This is a genomic window from Thalassolituus sp. LLYu03, assembly GCF_050507655.1.
Taxonomy (GTDB): domain Bacteria; phylum Pseudomonadota; class Gammaproteobacteria; order Pseudomonadales; family Oceanobacteraceae; genus Venatoribacter.
Genome location: NZ_CP191496.1, coordinates 2,353,087 through 2,367,955, shown reverse-complemented (window position 1 = coordinate 2,367,955; position 14,869 = coordinate 2,353,087). Strand labels below are relative to the sequence as shown.

The window sequence follows — 14,869 nt, the reverse complement described above, 5'->3', positions numbered from 1 at the left end:
CCGGACTGCACCAGCGCTATGCAGCAAGAACTAAAAAACGCTCTCAGACAGGCCTTATTGCAGGCCATTGATGACGAAACGGCCGCCGCCATCGAAGCCGCCCGGCGGGCGCAGGAAACCGCATCCGATGCAGAGAATAAACCCGAAAATCAGTACGACACGTTAAGTCTTGAGGCAGCTTATCTGGCCCATGGCCAGTCAGAGCGTATCCGTGACTTGCAGGAGCTGCGTATCCGCCTGGCGCAATGGTCTGTCCCTGTGTTCAGCGACGACGACGCCATTGCCGGTGGCGCCTTGCTGACGCTGGAGCACGAAGACCAGGTGCCGCGTTATCTGTGGCTGGCACCGGTGGGCGGGCGGCAATTGCAGGTGCACAACAAAAACGTGCTGGTGGTCAGCACTCAGGCGCCACTGGCGCAGCAACTGATGCAACTGACGGTCGGTGATGAGCTGACGATGAACGGTGTGGCTGGCTGGGAAATCACTGGCCTGCAGTGATTTCCCGCAGGCTCAGGCCATCGAGACAATGGCCTTGCGGAAGCGTGCCAGCGCCACGCTGTAAAATACGGCGCCGATGCTGGTGAGAATCACCATCTCCGGCCACACGCTTTCAAGCCCGGCGCCACGGTACAGAATATTCTGCGACAGGCTGACAAAATGGGTCGATGGTGAAAACATCATCAGCCGTTGCAAAAAAACGGGCATGCTCTCCAGCGGCGTGGTGCCGCCCGACAACAGATACATGACAATCACGATCGGAATCAGCAATAAAGCAAACTGCGCCATGGAATTGGTGATGGTGCCGAGCATGATGCCGAGCGAAGTCACTGAAAACAGATACAGGGCACTGGCGACGATATACAGCAGAATCGAGCCCTGCACCGGCACATCCAGCAGCCACTCCACCACCAGTTTCAGCGACAGCATAGACGCCACCAGAATCACCAGACCATTGGCCCAGATTTTCGCCAGCATAATTTCCGCAGGCGTTACCGGCATCACCAGCAAATGCTCAACCGTACCGTGTTCGCGTTCGCGAATCAGGGCCGCCCCAGTGAGAATGACGCCGAGCATGGTGACGCTGTTAATCACCTGCATTAACGCGTTAAACCACACCGACGACGAATTCGGATTAAAAAGTTTGCGCACGCTGACGTTCACCGGCATGGCATCGCTTAATTGCATGCCGGGGCGCACGGCGTTCAGCGCTTCAGCAATAATAATCTGCTGAATGTAGTTGGCGCCGTTGCCGGCCTGAGCGATGGCGGTGGCATCGACCAGCAGCTGCACTTCGGGTACGCGTCCGGCCAGCGTGTCTTTTTCAAATTCCGGCGGAAAAAACAACACAAACAGATAGTCGCCACGGTCCAGCGCTTTGTTCACATCCTGCGGGGCAATGGCCTGCGGCTGATTGAATTGCGGTGGCAACAAGGCTGCACTGATCTGTCGTGACAGCGGCGAGTGGTCTTCGTCGACAATGGCTACAGCGGCGTTGTTCACCTCAAACGAAACCCCGTTAGCGACCGTATAAACCGCCACGGTAAAGATATAAACAATCAGCGCGATCAGCACCGGGTCGGAGCGCAGACTGAACAATTCTTTCATGCCCAGCTGGGCGACGTGTTTCGCTTTCATCAGGCCTCCTGCTTCTTCAGGCCGAGCCAGGCCAGTGTGGTAAAAATCACAACAAACACCGCCAGCATCAGATGGTTTTGCCACAGATCAGCAAAGGTCAGGCCCTTGGTAAAAGAACCAATCGAAATCTGCTGGAACCACGACGACGGAAAGCCCAGGCCGATGCCGTACGCTGGCCCCGCAAGAGACGACACCGGCACCAGCAGACCGGAAAAGTTAACCGCCGGCAGAATGCTGAGAATGGCCGAGGCGAAAATCGCTGCTACCTGAGTGCGGGTGAAACTGGAAATCACGCTGCCGAAACCTGTGGTGGTGATCACATACAGCAGGGCGCCGCTGCTCAGTGTCAGCAGCGAACCTTTTAATGGCAGACCAAACACGGTAACCGAGGTCAGCAGCAGAATGCCGTAGCTGATAAAAGAAATGAGCACGTAGGGGGCCTGTTTGCCCAGCAGAAATTCCAGACGCGTGACGGGGGTGGAATAAAAGTTGGCGATGGAGCCGGTTTCTTTTTCGCGCACAATGCCGACCGCCGTCATCATGGCCGGAATCAAAGCAAGCATCAGCATAATCACACCCGGTACAATGGCGTACACGCTTTTAAATGCCTGATTGTATTCGTAGCGTGTCTGCACATTCACCGGCAACGACAGCCCGCTGCCACTGGATGACTGACGGGCAATCTGCTGCAATTCCTGCTGAATTAAACCGCTGACATAACCGGCGGAGGTTTCCGCTTTAAACGGCATGCCGCCATCAATGGTGATGCCCAGTTCGGGTTTCCAGCCCTGCATAAAATGCCGGCCAAAATTGGGCGGTACTTCAATTAATAAGGTCAGGTCGCCCTTGCGCATCAGCGCGATGGCCTGCTCATAGCTGGCCGGTGCGTCTACCTGCTGGAAATAGCGCGACCCCGACAGACCTTCGGTTAACAGCCGGCTTTCGCGCGACTGATCGTGATCGATAATGGCGTACTGAATGTCTTCCACATCGAAGGAAATGCCGTAGCCAAAGGTCAGCAACAGCACCAGCGGGCCGAGCAGGGCGAAGGCCAGACGGATAGGGTCGCGCTGAATTTCCAGACCCTCACGCCAGGCGTACGCCCACCAACGGCGAAAACTGAAGGCGCGCTGGCGGTATTGCGGCGCTGCGGCAGGTGCGGTCAGCGTGGTGCCAGCGCCGGTTTGAGTGTCTGGGTGCTCGCCGCGTGGCAGTCCGGCGGCTTCTTTCAGGTAATCGACAAACGCCTCTTCCAACGACGCCGAACCGCGTTGCGCGGCCAGTGTCTGCGGCTGGCCGACGGCCAGTACACGTCCGGCGTGCATCAGCGAAATGCGGTCGCAGCGTTCGGCTTCGTTCATAAAATGCGTGGAAATAAAAATGGTCACGCCGTCTTCACGCGACAAACGGATCAACTGAATCCAGAACTGATCGCGCGCCACCGGGTCCACGCCGGAGGTGGGTTCATCGAGAATCAGAATATCCGGCTCGTGCAGTACCGCCACTGCCAGCTGCAGGCGCTGACGGATACCCAGTGGCAGGCTTTCCGGCTGACTTTGCGCCACGTCGCGCAGACCAAACTGGTCCAGCACCCAGTCGATGCGCTGGCGGGATTTCTCGTCGCTGAGAGAATACAGGCGCGCGTGCAGTTCCAGATTCTGGCGCACAGAAATTTCGGAGTAGAGCGAAAACGCCTGCGACATATACCCCACGCGCATGCGCGTGGACATGTCGTTCGGGTCGGGTAACTGGCCGAATAAACGCGCTTCACCGGATGAAAACGGCAACAGGCCCGTCATCATTTTCATGGTGGTGGTTTTGCCGCAGCCGTTGGAACCCAGAAAGCCAAAAATCTCACCCCGACGGATGCTGAACGACACATCGTTCACGGCAATAAAATCGCCGAAACGCCGGGTCAGATGTTGGGCTTCAATGGCCGCCGGGCCGTCGTACTGCACGGCCGGCGGCACGACAACGGCCTGATGACCGCGGCGCTTTTCTTCCGGCAGCAGCGCAATAAAGGCCTGTTCCAGCGAGCTTTGTCCGGTCGTGGTGAGCAGGGATTGCGGACTGCCGGTGGCAATAATGCGTCCGTCGTCCATGGCGGCCAGCCAGTCGAATTGCTGCGCTTCTTCCATGTAGGCGGTGGCAACCAGTACGCTCATGTGCGGGCGCTCGCGGCGGATGTCGCGGATCAGTTGCCAGAATTGCTGACGCGATAACGGATCAACGCCGGTGGTGGGTTCGTCCAGAATCAGCAGGTCGGGATCGTGAATTAACGAGCAGCACAGGCCGAGTTTCTGTTTCATGCCGCCGGATAATTTACCGGCGGGGCGGTCGAGAAACGGAAACAGGCCGGTGGCGCGGGTCAGGTGTTCAATGCGTTCCTGACGTTCAGCGGCGCTCTGGCCAAATAAATTACCGAAAAAATCCAGATTTTCGCGCACGCTCAGGGTTGGATACAGGTTGCGCCCGAGCCCCTGCGGCATATAGGCAATGCGAGGCAGTGTGCGGCGGCGGTGACGCGGGTCGTTCATATCACCGTCCAGCACCTGCAGACGGCCGCACTGTAAGGTGCGCGTGCCGGTAATTAACGCCAGCAGCGACGATTTACCCACGCCGTCAGGCCCAATCAGACCCACCATCACCCCGGCCGGAATCGTCAGGCTGACGTTATCCAGCGCCAGCACAGCGCCATAGCGGTGGCTGACGCCCTCAAGCAAGGCTACCCCGGACATAAGGCCTCCTTACTCGGCGTGCAGCGGATTTTCAGGCAGCGGTTTGCTCAGGGCGTCCCCCCAGGGAGTGATGTCTGATGTGCGCACGTAGGCCACACCGCGGACACCGGTTTTCACCTGCTCGGCGTAGCGTTTCAGCAGCGCCGGATCAATGCTGAGTTTGGCGCGGAACATCAGGTTGTTGCGCTCTTCGCTGGTTTCCACCGATTTCGGTGTGAACTGCGCATCGGTCGCCACGAATGAAACCCGTGCCGGCACTACGTATTCCGGAATCGGGTCGAGCACCAGTTTGGCATCGTCGTTCAGGGTCAGCTTGCCGGCCACCGACGCTGGCAGGAATACCGTCATGTACACATCGGTAATGTCGAGCAGGGTCACCACGCGGCCACCGGCGGCCAGCACTTCGCCCGGCTGCGCCAGCACGTACTGCACACGGCCGGCGCGCGGAGCATGAATGTCGGTGTCATCGAGCAGGGTCTGCAATTCGGCCAGGGCGGCGTTGGCGGCGTCTATGCTGGCCTGCGCGCGCTTGGCGGTGGCTTTGGCCAGACGCAGGGCGGCTTCAGCCGATTCGTACTGCGCCTGGGCCTGGTCGAGTTTGTCCTGCGGCGCGACTTTTTTGCTGAACATGGTCTGGGTGCGTTTCAGATCCTGAGTGGCCAGCTTCAGCAGACTTTCGCGCTGGGCAACGCCGGCTTCGGCTTCTTCGCGGGCTAAGGTGGCGGCTTCAATCTGGGCTTCGGCTTCGCGTTTTTTCGCCAGCAGCTGCTGGTTGTCCATGCGCACAAGCAGATCACCGGCCTGCACCAGATCGCCTTCTTTCACCAGCACATCGGCCAGACGGCCGGCGGTTTTGGTGGCGACTTCAATCTGTTCTGCCTCCAGACGACCATTGGTGCTGAAGATGCCTTCGGGCAGTGTGGCAGGGCTGAACAGGGTCCAGGCAATGGAGGAGGCAGCGGCAATAATGACGGCTCCGGCGGTAAGCAGAATTTTCCTGTTCATGCAGAACTCCGGCTGAGTAATAGGTTTTGCCGCGACTCTACACCGCTGGTGAAAAATCGCCATTGATGCGCACCAAGGTTTGTCATCCCTGTCAGTACGGAAAATTCAGCGCGAAGACTGAGAAACAGCGGAAAAGCCTGATGAATTCAGGGGTTAGCGGCCTGAAGTGGTATTGGACCTGAAACTGCAACAGTGAGTTTGCAGCCGGACAGAGATCACAGACGATGAAAAAAGCGCGACGACAAACCATGCAGATACACGCTGATCAGCACGGTTAACACGGCGGTGGTGAATAATTCGTGGAATTGCGGCTGCGTAAAGCCGAGCTGATCCATGACCAGCAGCAAATACAAAATACTGGCAATGCCGCGCGGGCCGAACCAGGCCAGAAACAGCCGCGCCTTCAACGGCAGGCCGCTGCCGGTCAGCGCGATCAGCACCGGAATAATACGGATGAGTGTGAGGCTCAGCAGGGCATACAGCAGGGCATTCAGACTGATGCTGGTCAGGGCGTCGGGCACAAAAATCAGGCCGAAGAAAAAGAAAATCAGCAGGCTCAGCAACTGGCCTTCGGCCTCGCCGAATTCTTTCAGCCGCTCAATCACGCGGGTGTGGTGCGACTGCAAAAACAGCCCGGCCAGAAAGGCCGCAATAAAGCCGTTGCCGTGCAGCGACTCGGCGCCGGAATACGCAATCAGCGCCAGCGCGGGGGCAGACAGACGCTGATACAGCGGCGTCATCCATTGCTGGCGGGCGGCGGTTTCCGACAACCAGCCACCGGCGCGGCCGGTCAGCAGGCCCCAGACGCTGCCAATCAGAAATTGTCCGGAAATAAACACCAGCCAGTGCAGATGGTCGATATTGCCGCTGTCACCCTGATGCGAGCCCGCCAGCAGAGCCAGCACAAATAACAGCACCGGCAGGGCGATGCCGTCGTTCAGACCGCTTTCCACGGTAATGGAATGACGCAGGCGCTCGGCAATGTCTTTTTTGTTGAACACGGCCTGCGCCAGTGCCGCGTCGGTGGGTGCCAGAATAATCGCCAGCAGAGTAGCCAGCAGCCAGCCACCGGCGAACAGACTGTGGGCCAGCAGCGCACCCAGCGCCATGGTTAATGGCAAACCAACCGCCAGCAGGCGGATGGGCAGAATTTCGAATTTCAGTAAATGCGAGCGTTCAATCTGGCTGGCGTCGGTAAACAGAATCAGCGCCAGACTGAGCTCGGCCAGCAGACGTAAACCGTCGCCGGAAATTTCCAGTGTCAGCCAGTTCAGCCCGGCCGGGCCGACCACAATGCCCAGCGTGGTGAACAGCATGGGTGCGGTGAAGGCAGCCTGTTCGGTTTTGCGCGACAGCAGACCGTAAATAAAGACCGCGGCGGCCAGCAGAAGGGCGAGTGGGCTTTCCAGCATGGTGTGGTGATCGTCCCTGAGGTGGTGAAAGGCTCTGCGCTTAATCTTCCCAGACTATGCGCAGCGGTTCACCAAAATCGTCGTAAATGACTTTTTTCTGCGGACGGCGTGTGCGTTGTACCGGCTTGGCCGGTTGTTTTTTGGCTTCCCGGCGCTGGTCGATGGTTTTCAGCACGTCGGTCAGCGGGGTGCGTTCTTCTTTCGGTTTATCAAACGTCAGTGTGCTGTCGACATAGCGGCCATGCATCAGGCCACTGACGCCCCGCGCCACTTCACTGACACGACCGCCGCTCTGCAGAAAATCCTGCACTTCCTGATCAAGCTGATTGCGGATGTCGCGTTTGGTGGGACGTTTTTGCATGGCGGTCGCCGGGCGGTTGGATACTGCCAGTATAGTGGATTCGCCACCACACCATAACCCGCGTGGCGGTAATCGCGCCCGATAGCCGGTCGGGCGCTTTATTTGCGCTGCTTCTGCTGTGCCTTTGCCTTTCTCCGGCAAACGCTGAGGCGATGGGGTGGCGGCCGTATCAGGCCGCGCTCAGCTGGGGTTTGTGCAGGCGGTAACGGACGGCGAGGCCGATGGCCAGCACCAGATACACCAGAGCCAGCGACCATTTGATGCTGGCGGCCAGTCCGGCGATCAGTACCCAGGGGTCAGAGGCGGTGCTGTGCAGATAAATCCACGGGCTGTGCAGGGTATTTTCCACCACGTCGAGAGCCGGGAAGACGATGGCTGGAATAAACAGCCAGTTCCAGCGTGCCGGCAGCTGATTCAGCGTCATCAGCCAGCTCAGTAAACACAGGGTCATCATGCCGTACCAGACCGGGTGTACGTAGTCGAACAGGTAATGCTGTTGCAGCGCCTGTATCTGCGCGGCCGTGGCGTTGCCCAACAGCTGATTAAAGGTGCTGGCGTCGAAGGTCAGCTGCAGCTTAATCAGCAGAGCTTCGGCATTGCCGGCCTGCAGGGTGGTGACAATGGCGGCCTGTGAGGCAATAAACAAAATGGCAAATAACAGGGACATGCGCGGGTTGGACAGCCAGCGGCGGAGGTGATGCATGGTGAGTTTCCTTTCTTCGTTTTAATTTGCTGAAAGGCTGCCACAATAGAAACGGTAAGGATATATCCGTCTGCCATTCGGGCAGCCGCTCAGCACTACCGCCACCGGAACACAGGGAGCCAACAGCAGCATGCAACGCGACAGCTACGGACGTAACACAGCAGACGCGGAACCGGGCGGGCGCACCGGGCGCAAAGACCCCAAACGCAAAGACCCCAGGCGCAAAGGCCCTGGCGGATTTGTCAGCGCCTTTCTCGGGCTATTTTTTCTGGTCGGCATCGGCGTGTTTTTTTTCACCTCCGTTATGCCGGCCATCCGCTGGCTGGAAACCCTGAGCTGGCAACAGGTACCGGCGCAGATCGACCGGCTGGAGCTGGAATCGCACCGCGGTGACGATTCCACCACCTACAGCGTATCGGCTCATTATCACTACCGCTTCAAGGGCCGCGAATACCACAGCGAACAGGTGTCGATTTACAGCGGTTCCGACAACATCGGCGACTACTGGCAGGATCTTGAATCCAGGCTCAGTTACGAACGCAACCGCAATCAGTCCACCGCCTGGGTCGATCCGGCGTCGCCACAGGATGCGGTGCTCGACCGCTCGTACCGGGTGAGTCAGCTGCTGTTCGGTCTGATATTTATGACCATGTTCTGCGGTATATCCGGTTTTATTTTCTGGGCGGCCATGAAAGGCAGTCAGCAGCAGGACGGCATTCACGCGGCGCTCAGCGGCGAAAGCCCGGCCACCGGCATCACCAGTAACAACAAAAGCGGTTATCAGGCGGTGATGGGCTTTGGTCTGGTTTTTCTGCTGGTCGGCGTTTCCATCAGTGCACTGGCGCTGAGCGACGAATTGCCCAAAGGCAATCTGGCCGTGCTGCTGGTGCTGATCTTTCCGCTGGCCGGTATCGGTATGATGGTGCAGGGCTATCGTCGTCTGAAGGTCTGGAAAACCATTGGTGCCACGCCCTTTTTCCCCGACCCGCTGCCCGGCTGTGCCGGTGGTCAGGTGGGCGGTTCGTTTACGGTCAGCAGCGGCACATTCCGCGATTTGCCCCGGGGCGAGTTGCGCTGCCTGCATGTGTACACCACCCGCTCCGGCAAAGAGAGCCGCACCGAGCGGGACGTGATCTGGTCGGAGAAACTGCGCGCCATCCGCCAGCCCGATGGCCGCTATGCCTTTCAGTTTGATGTGCCGGCCAGGCTGCCGGGCACTGGCAGCGAAGAGGGCTATCGTGGCCACATTGAATGGGAGCTGGATGTACGCGGTGTGCTGACGCTGCACGCCGGTCCGGCGCTGGCGTTTGAACGCCAGTGGACCTTACCTGTGGTGAAAGGCAGCAAGGAATCCCTGTGGCAACCGACCGCCGAGCAGCGTGCGCAACATCAGACGCAGCAGCGCGAGGACGCACAATCCAGCGCCGCCGCCCAGATCGCGCAGGCCGTCGGGGCCGATGGAGCGTTGCAACTCAGCAGTCGCGCCGGCCGCCATACCGGCATGGCGCTGATCATGACGCTGATGGGCTCTGTGTTTGCCGTCATTGGCCTGGTGATTTTCAACACGGCGCACAACGATATGGCCGCCCGCTGGCTGATGTTTCCGGTGTTTTTCGTGCTGGGTTCGGCCTTTGCCTCACTCGGCATTTTCTGGCTCGGCCGCAGTCTGGAAACCCGGGTGCAGCCCGGTCGTATAGACTCTCTGCGCCGTCTGTTCGGCTATCCGCTGTTCAGCCGGCAGGTGCTGATCCACTCGCCGTCGCAGCTCAGCATCCGAGAGTCGCTGACCACCACCACGGGGGATGGCCAGCGTACTGTTTATTACCGTCTGGTGGCCGAGTCGGCCGGTAAGCGGGTGACGGTGGCGGAAGGCATTGAAGGGCGGGACGCCGCCGAGGCTCTGCAGCAAAAAGTGGCCGCGGTTGTTACACGTGCGCTGGATGCGGAGTTGGGTCAGGGGTAAAGTCGGATACCGTAACCAGCGGAGGGTAAAAGGCATGCCGTGGACCGATGACTACGAACGGGCAGGCTGGCGAACGCGGCAACTGACGGTGTTGCTGGTGGTGGTCTTTACCCTGCTGACAGCCCTGTTGTCGGTCAGTCTGCATTACTACTTCAGCCGCTCCGAGGCACTGGAAGCCGCCACCACCCGGTATCAGCTGACGGCGGCCTCGACCCGTAACTACCTTGCAGGTCTCGACAACAAGGGGCTGGAGACCGTGAAAGTGCTGTCGCGCTTTCCCTCGCTGGTGGTGCCGGGCAAAGAGCACGGCGTCTGGGTTGATACTGAGACCACCTTACCCCTGTTCGCCGAAGTGATGCGCACCACGCCGGTGTTTTACGCCGTGTACATCGGCTTTGAGACCGGCGACCTGTGGGAGCTGGTGAACCTCAACAGCAGCGACATTGCCCGTCGCCAGCTTAATGCCACGCCCGCCGACCGCTGGGTGATCATCAAGGTAGAAGGCAAAGGAGATCAGCGCCGCCGGGTGTTTGAGTATCTGGCCGCCGATTACAGCGTGAATTTCTCGCGCTCCGAACCGAGCGATTACGACGTCCGTCAACGCCTTTGGTACACCAGCGCTGTGGACAACGAAGTCGTCAAAACGCCACCGTATCTGTTTCAGCATCTGCAGTCGCCGGGTCAGAGTTTCGTCCTGAAACTGCCCGGCACCGGCCATGTGCTGGCGGTGGATATGACCTTCTCGACGCTGTCGTCGCACCTGAAAGGGCAGGCCCTGAGCGCCGAAGGCAGCATGTTTCTGTACAAGGCCAACGGTGAACTGCTGGCGACCAACCTGACCAGCAGCAGCGACGATCTGCCTCCGGTCGGCCGGCTGAGTCTGCCGGAAGAAGACCGTATTTATCTGCATTCACTGGGGGCGGTGCGCGCATCGAACGAGAATGACTGGACACCGGTCGACTTTGCCATTGGTGGTGAACCGCAAGGGCTCAGTGTCGATGTACTGAAACTGCTGGCGCGCATGACGGGCCTGTCGCTGGAGTTCGTCAATGGCTACCGCTGGCCGGAACTGATGGATTTGTACCACCGCGGCGAACTGGAAATCCTGCAGCCGCTGCTGGCCACCAATAATGCCCCGGGGCGGCGCAGCCGGCCGATGTTTGAACTGCCCTACGCGGTGATGACCCGCGACAATGAGCCGGCGCTTGCCACCTTCGCTGATCTGGCCGGCCGCACCGTGGTGATTCCGGAAGGCTGGTCGTACATGCCGGTGCTGCAGAAGGCGTTTCCGCAGGTGACCTTTAATACCGTGGCCAACAACCGCGATGCCTTTATGGCCATTGTGCAGGGGAAGGCCGACGCGACGGTGGATACCGCGCTGATTCTGGAGCAGGGCATCAGTCAGTACTACCTCAAGGGGGTGCGCCTGCACCGTCAGTTGCCGGATCTGGCGTTTTTACCCACTACCTTTCACCTCAGTGTGCGCAGTGGGTATGAACGTCTGGGTGAAATTCTGGATCAGGCGCTGGCTGCACTGCCGCCGGGTGTGATCGAAAAACTGCACAAAAAATGGGGCAATCCGGCGCAGACCAAACTGAGTGACCGCCTGCCGGTGGTGCCCTATGAGCATCTGCAGAAGCTGCCGCAGCAGCCCGGTGAGCTGAATCTGGTGACCCGGATCGACCTTAACGGCGAACCGTATTTTTCCTTTGCCTCGGTGTTTACCCGCGAACAAAGCCCGGCCGAGTATTTCGCCCTGCTGATTCCGGCCGAGCGGGTGTATGGCAAAGCCCTGCACGATGTATGGGTTTCGGCCCTGATCATCGCCATTTTATGGTTATTGCTGGTACCGCCGGTGCTGATCTGGCTGGTAATCAAGCCGGTTAAGTTCATGGCGCGTGTGCGAGGCTGACTGAGCGGGCATGGCGGCCGCTTTCAGTGGACGCCACCCCGGCCTTCCAGTACAGTTCGCGGCCTTCCTTACCCTCCTTGGCGGAATGCCGCCCCAGACGACTTATTTAATGACGCAATTCACTGATCTCGGGTTAGCCGACCCGATCCTCAAAGCCGTGGCCGAACAGGGCTACACCCAACCTTCCCCGATTCAGGCTCAGGCGATTCCGGCTGTTATTGCCGGCCGCGACGTGATGGCCGCCGCTCAGACCGGTACTGGTAAAACCGCCGGCTTTACTCTGCCTCTGCTGCACCGTCTGAAAGACGGCAAACGCGCCGGAGCTAACCGCATCCGTGCCCTGATTCTGACCCCCACCCGTGAGCTGGCGGCGCAGGTCGGTGAAAACGTGCGTGAATACAGTCGTTATCTGCCACTGAGCTGCGAAGTGGTGTTTGGCGGTGTCGGTATCAACCCGCAAATGATGGCCCTGCGCAAAGGCGTGGACGTGCTGGTGGCCTGCCCGGGCCGTCTGCTCGACCTGTACCAGCAGAACGCGGTGCGCTTTGATCAGGTGGAATGTCTGGTACTGGATGAAGCCGACCGCATGCTCGACATGGGGTTTATTCACGACATCAAGAAAGTGCTGGCCCTGCTGCCGGCGCAACGTCAGAACCTGATGTTTTCGGCCACGTTTTCGCCGGAAATCCGTGCGCTGGCCAAAGGTCTGGTGAACGACCCGCTGGAAATCGACGTCAGCCCGCGCAACAGCACAGCGCACACCGTAGAGCAGTGGGTTGTGCCGGCGGACAAAAAGCAGAAAGCGCGTATTCTGGCGCAGATGCTGAACGAAAACCGCTGGAAGCAGGTGCTGGTATTCACCCGCACCAAACACGGCGCCAACCGCTTGAGTGCGTATCTGGAAGAACAGGGCATTACCTCGGCGCCGATTCACGGCAATAAAAGCCAGGGTGCCCGAACCCGTGCGCTGGCCGACTTCAAGAGCGGCACCATTGCCACTCTGGTCGCCACTGATATCGCCGCCCGCGGTCTGGACATTGAACAACTGCCGCACGTAGTGAACTTCGAACTGCCAAACGTCGCCGCCGATTACGTGCACCGCATTGGCCGTACCGGTCGTGCTGGTGCGTCCGGTGAAGCCGTGTCGCTGGTGTGTCTGGAAGAAATTGAAGACCTCGAAGCCATTGAAGGTCTGATCGGCAAAAACATCGAACGCCGCGTGATGCCGGGCTTTGACCCGGTCGCCGCGCTGCCGCCACCGCGCCCGCCGAAGGGCCCGAAAAAGCCGAAGAAAGCGAAAAAGCCGAAGGATCATAAAGACACCTTCACCCGCGAACCGAAAGCCGATGGCGGCCGTAAACCCGCCCGCCGTGACGGTGCTGCCAGCGGCCGTGGTGACAGCGCCCGCAGTCAGCAACCGCGCAATGAAGGCCAGCGCGCCGACGGACAGCGTTCAGGCGGAGATAAGCCACGCAGTGATCGTCCGCGCAGTGATCGTCCGGCCAGTGACAAGCCACGCAGCGACCGCCCAAGAAGTGATAAACCATCACCGTGGGCATCCGAAGGCCGCAGCAAGCCGGCCGGCGACAGCCGCAAACCGGCCGGTGACGGCCGTAAGCCGGACGGTCGTAAGCCGGACGGTCGTGCGCCGCGCAAACGCGAACACCGCCGCGACGGCGAATAATCGTCTGTACGCTTAACAATACCCGGTTTTACCGGGTATTTTTTTGCCGGTTATTTTGTCTCTGGCAGGGGCTTTCTGCGCAGGCTGACATGCCGGCAGGCGCGCTTATGAGTTACCATCAATAAAAACCTGATCGGAGTAGCCTGATGCTCGGCTGGCTGTTTTTTCTGACCCTGTTGGCGCTGGTGTTTATTTTCTGGAACCGTCAGCAGCGGGCGACGCAACTGACGTTGCAGGCGGTACGCCGCCATTGTTCGGAAGAAGATCTGCAGTTATTGGACGACACTCTGGAATTAACCGGTATGCGTTTCCGCAACGGCCCGGGCGGCTGGAAACTGCACCGTAATTACCGCTTTGAGTTTTCGTCCACCGGTCAGGAACGTTATCAGGGCCGGGTCATTCTCGCCGGACGGCGCATCATCGGCCTGCGTCTCGACGCCCACCGTATTCATTGAGGCAAACCATGATTGAACATCAACCGGCGCAAAGCCGTTTTATTCTGCGAAAAGACGATCAGGAATGCGTGCTGGATTACAGCGTGCAGGGCGACACCATCGATTTTACCCACACCTATGTGCCGTTTCGTCTGCGTGGTCAGGGGCTGGCCGAATTGCTGGTGGGGGAAGGGCTTAAATGGGCGCGTGAACAGGATTTCCGCATCGAAGCCAGTTGCTGGTACGTGCGCAAATTCCTGTGAGCGGATAGCGGCTATTTTGCGGGGTGGAAGAAGCGCCCTGAGACGCCTCAGGGCAGGGCAATAAATTCCCCCAGCCAGCGACCGACGCGGGCGGAATCGTTGGGTTGCTCCAGCGTGCACATGCCGCGCTGAAAAACATCCGGGCCTATGCAGTTTTCCCGGCGCGGCAACAGGCGGCGGGCGTATTCGGCGGTAAATTCCGGATGCCCCTGAAATGCCATCACCTGCTGACCGATGTAAAACGCGGCGTTTTCACAGAATTCGCTGCTGGCCATGCGCGTGGCCGCAGGCGGTAACTGTTCTACCTGATCGCGGTGGCTGTAAATCAGGCGCATGTGGCTCAGATCGTCGTTCATCCACACCGGATGATGTTCAATGCGCGTGCTGTGCACGCCAATGCCCCAGCCTTTCGGGCTGCGCGCCGCATGGCCGCCCAGCGTATGCGCCAGCAACTGGTGACCAAAGCAGATGCCGATCAGTTTGCGTTTGTGGGCGTAGGCATCGCGAATCCAGTCCTGCAGCGGGGCTATCCACGGCAGGTTGTCGTACACGCCGGCTTTGGAACCGGTAATCAGATAAGCGTCGCACTCGTTCAGGTCGGCCGGCAATTCGCCCTGCTGCACCTGATAAAAACGGTAATTCAGACCCACACCCAGCCCCGCGAAATAGCGCGTAAACATGGTGCCGTACGAGGTGTAGTCGGCCAGCAGGTCGTCGTACAGCGTGTCGGTTTCCAGTAATCCCAGCGTTTTCATAACC

Annotated in this window: 13 protein-coding genes; 6 read left to right on the top strand and 7 right to left on the bottom strand. The window is 59.3% G+C overall.

What is annotated here, in order from left to right; translation table 11 throughout:
- Positions 1-18: 18 nt before the first annotated feature.
- The gene (locus ACQUQU_RS10715) at positions 19-498 is read left to right on the top strand and encodes a hypothetical protein (protein ID WP_430459677.1); all 480 of its coding nucleotides are present in this window, start codon (positions 19-21) and stop codon (positions 496-498) included.
- 12 nt (positions 499-510) lie between these two features.
- Here the strand turns inward: ACQUQU_RS10715 and ACQUQU_RS10710 are convergent, their stop codons facing one another.
- From ACQUQU_RS10710 to ACQUQU_RS10685, 6 genes are all read right to left on the bottom strand, one after another.
- The gene (locus tag ACQUQU_RS10710) at positions 511-1,635 is read right to left on the bottom strand and encodes an ABC transporter permease (RefSeq protein ID WP_430459676.1); all 1,125 of its coding nucleotides are present in this window, start codon (positions 1,633-1,635) and stop codon (positions 511-513) included.
- Positions 1,635-4,373, bottom strand: a complete 2,739-nt coding sequence (gene rbbA, locus ACQUQU_RS10705; protein ID WP_430459675.1) for a ribosome-associated ATPase/putative transporter RbbA — start codon at positions 4,371-4,373, stop codon at positions 1,635-1,637. The genes ACQUQU_RS10710 and rbbA overlap by 1 nt, the downstream gene beginning before the upstream one ends.
- A gap of 9 nt (positions 4,374-4,382) precedes the next feature.
- Positions 4,383-5,378: an HlyD family secretion protein gene (locus ACQUQU_RS10700; protein ID WP_430459674.1), complete on the bottom strand. Its 996-nt coding sequence runs from the start codon at positions 5,376-5,378 to the stop codon at positions 4,383-4,385.
- A 215-nt stretch (positions 5,379-5,593) separates the two neighbouring features.
- On the bottom strand, positions 5,594-6,790 hold the full coding sequence (locus ACQUQU_RS10695) for a cation:proton antiporter (protein WP_430459673.1): 1,197 nt from the start codon (positions 6,788-6,790) through the stop codon (positions 5,594-5,596).
- Between the two features lie 40 nt (positions 6,791-6,830).
- Positions 6,831-7,151, bottom strand: coding sequence for a hypothetical protein (locus ACQUQU_RS10690; protein ID WP_430459672.1), 321 nt, complete (start codon positions 7,149-7,151; stop codon positions 6,831-6,833).
- A 169-nt stretch (positions 7,152-7,320) separates the two neighbouring features.
- The gene (locus tag ACQUQU_RS10685) at positions 7,321-7,854 is read right to left on the bottom strand and encodes a hypothetical protein (protein ID WP_430459671.1); all 534 of its coding nucleotides are present in this window, start codon (positions 7,852-7,854) and stop codon (positions 7,321-7,323) included.
- Between the two features lie 130 nt (positions 7,855-7,984).
- Between ACQUQU_RS10685 and ACQUQU_RS10680 the strand changes: the two genes are divergently transcribed.
- The 5 genes from ACQUQU_RS10680 to ACQUQU_RS10660 all read left to right on the top strand — a co-directional run bounded on the left by ACQUQU_RS10680 (position 7,985) and on the right by ACQUQU_RS10660 (position 14,110).
- Positions 7,985-9,817 (top strand): DUF3592 domain-containing protein, encoded by a 1,833-nt coding sequence (locus tag ACQUQU_RS10680; protein ID WP_430459670.1) that lies wholly within the window; start codon positions 7,985-7,987, stop codon positions 9,815-9,817.
- A gap of 34 nt (positions 9,818-9,851) precedes the next feature.
- Positions 9,852-11,729 carry a transporter substrate-binding domain-containing protein gene (locus ACQUQU_RS10675; protein ID WP_430459669.1) on the top strand — a complete coding sequence of 626 codons (1,878 nt, stop codon included), beginning with the start codon at positions 9,852-9,854 and terminating at the stop codon, positions 11,727-11,729.
- Between the two features lie 109 nt (positions 11,730-11,838).
- Complete coding sequence (locus ACQUQU_RS10670; protein WP_430459668.1) at positions 11,839-13,413, top strand: DEAD/DEAH box helicase; 1,575 nt, start codon at positions 11,839-11,841, stop codon at positions 13,411-13,413.
- Between the two features lie 146 nt (positions 13,414-13,559).
- Entirely contained in the window at positions 13,560-13,868 is a 309-nt protein-coding gene (locus ACQUQU_RS10665; RefSeq protein ID WP_430459667.1) for a DUF3301 domain-containing protein, read from the top strand.
- 8 nt (positions 13,869-13,876) lie between these two features.
- Complete coding sequence (locus ACQUQU_RS10660) at positions 13,877-14,110, top strand: GNAT family N-acetyltransferase (protein WP_430459666.1); 234 nt, start codon at positions 13,877-13,879, stop codon at positions 14,108-14,110.
- Between the two features lie 47 nt (positions 14,111-14,157).
- Here ACQUQU_RS10660 and ACQUQU_RS10655 read toward each other — a convergent pair whose 3' ends face one another.
- Positions 14,158-14,865 (bottom strand): glutamine amidotransferase-related protein, encoded by a 708-nt coding sequence (locus ACQUQU_RS10655; RefSeq protein ID WP_430459665.1) that lies wholly within the window; start codon positions 14,863-14,865, stop codon positions 14,158-14,160.
- Between the last annotated feature and the right edge of the window lie 4 nt (positions 14,866-14,869).

Excerpts from the sequence above, each read along its gene's own strand:
- ACQUQU_RS10715 (WP_430459677.1), top strand. The coding sequence starts at position 19 with ATGCAGCAAGAACTAAAAAACGCTCTCAGACAGGCCTTATTGCAGGCC.
- ACQUQU_RS10710 (WP_430459676.1), bottom strand. The coding sequence starts at position 1,635 with ATGAAAGCGAAACACGTCGCCCAGCTGGGCATGAAAGAATTGTTCAGT.
- rbbA (WP_430459675.1), bottom strand. The coding sequence starts at position 4,373 with ATGTCCGGGGTAGCCTTGCTTGAGGGCGTCAGCCACCGCTATGGCGCT.
- ACQUQU_RS10700 (WP_430459674.1), bottom strand. The coding sequence starts at position 5,378 with ATGAACAGGAAAATTCTGCTTACCGCCGGAGCCGTCATTATTGCCGCT.
- ACQUQU_RS10695 (WP_430459673.1), bottom strand. The coding sequence starts at position 6,790 with ATGCTGGAAAGCCCACTCGCCCTTCTGCTGGCCGCCGCGGTCTTTATT.
- ACQUQU_RS10690 (WP_430459672.1), bottom strand. The coding sequence starts at position 7,151 with ATGCAAAAACGTCCCACCAAACGCGACATCCGCAATCAGCTTGATCAG.
- ACQUQU_RS10685 (WP_430459671.1), bottom strand. The coding sequence starts at position 7,854 with ATGCATCACCTCCGCCGCTGGCTGTCCAACCCGCGCATGTCCCTGTTA.
- ACQUQU_RS10680 (WP_430459670.1), top strand. The coding sequence starts at position 7,985 with ATGCAACGCGACAGCTACGGACGTAACACAGCAGACGCGGAACCGGGC.
- ACQUQU_RS10675 (WP_430459669.1), top strand. The coding sequence starts at position 9,852 with ATGCCGTGGACCGATGACTACGAACGGGCAGGCTGGCGAACGCGGCAA.
- ACQUQU_RS10670 (WP_430459668.1), top strand. The coding sequence starts at position 11,839 with ATGACGCAATTCACTGATCTCGGGTTAGCCGACCCGATCCTCAAAGCC.
- ACQUQU_RS10665 (WP_430459667.1), top strand. The coding sequence starts at position 13,560 with ATGCTCGGCTGGCTGTTTTTTCTGACCCTGTTGGCGCTGGTGTTTATT.
- ACQUQU_RS10660 (WP_430459666.1), top strand. The coding sequence starts at position 13,877 with ATGATTGAACATCAACCGGCGCAAAGCCGTTTTATTCTGCGAAAAGAC.
- ACQUQU_RS10655 (WP_430459665.1), bottom strand. The coding sequence starts at position 14,865 with ATGAAAACGCTGGGATTACTGGAAACCGACACGCTGTACGACGACCTG.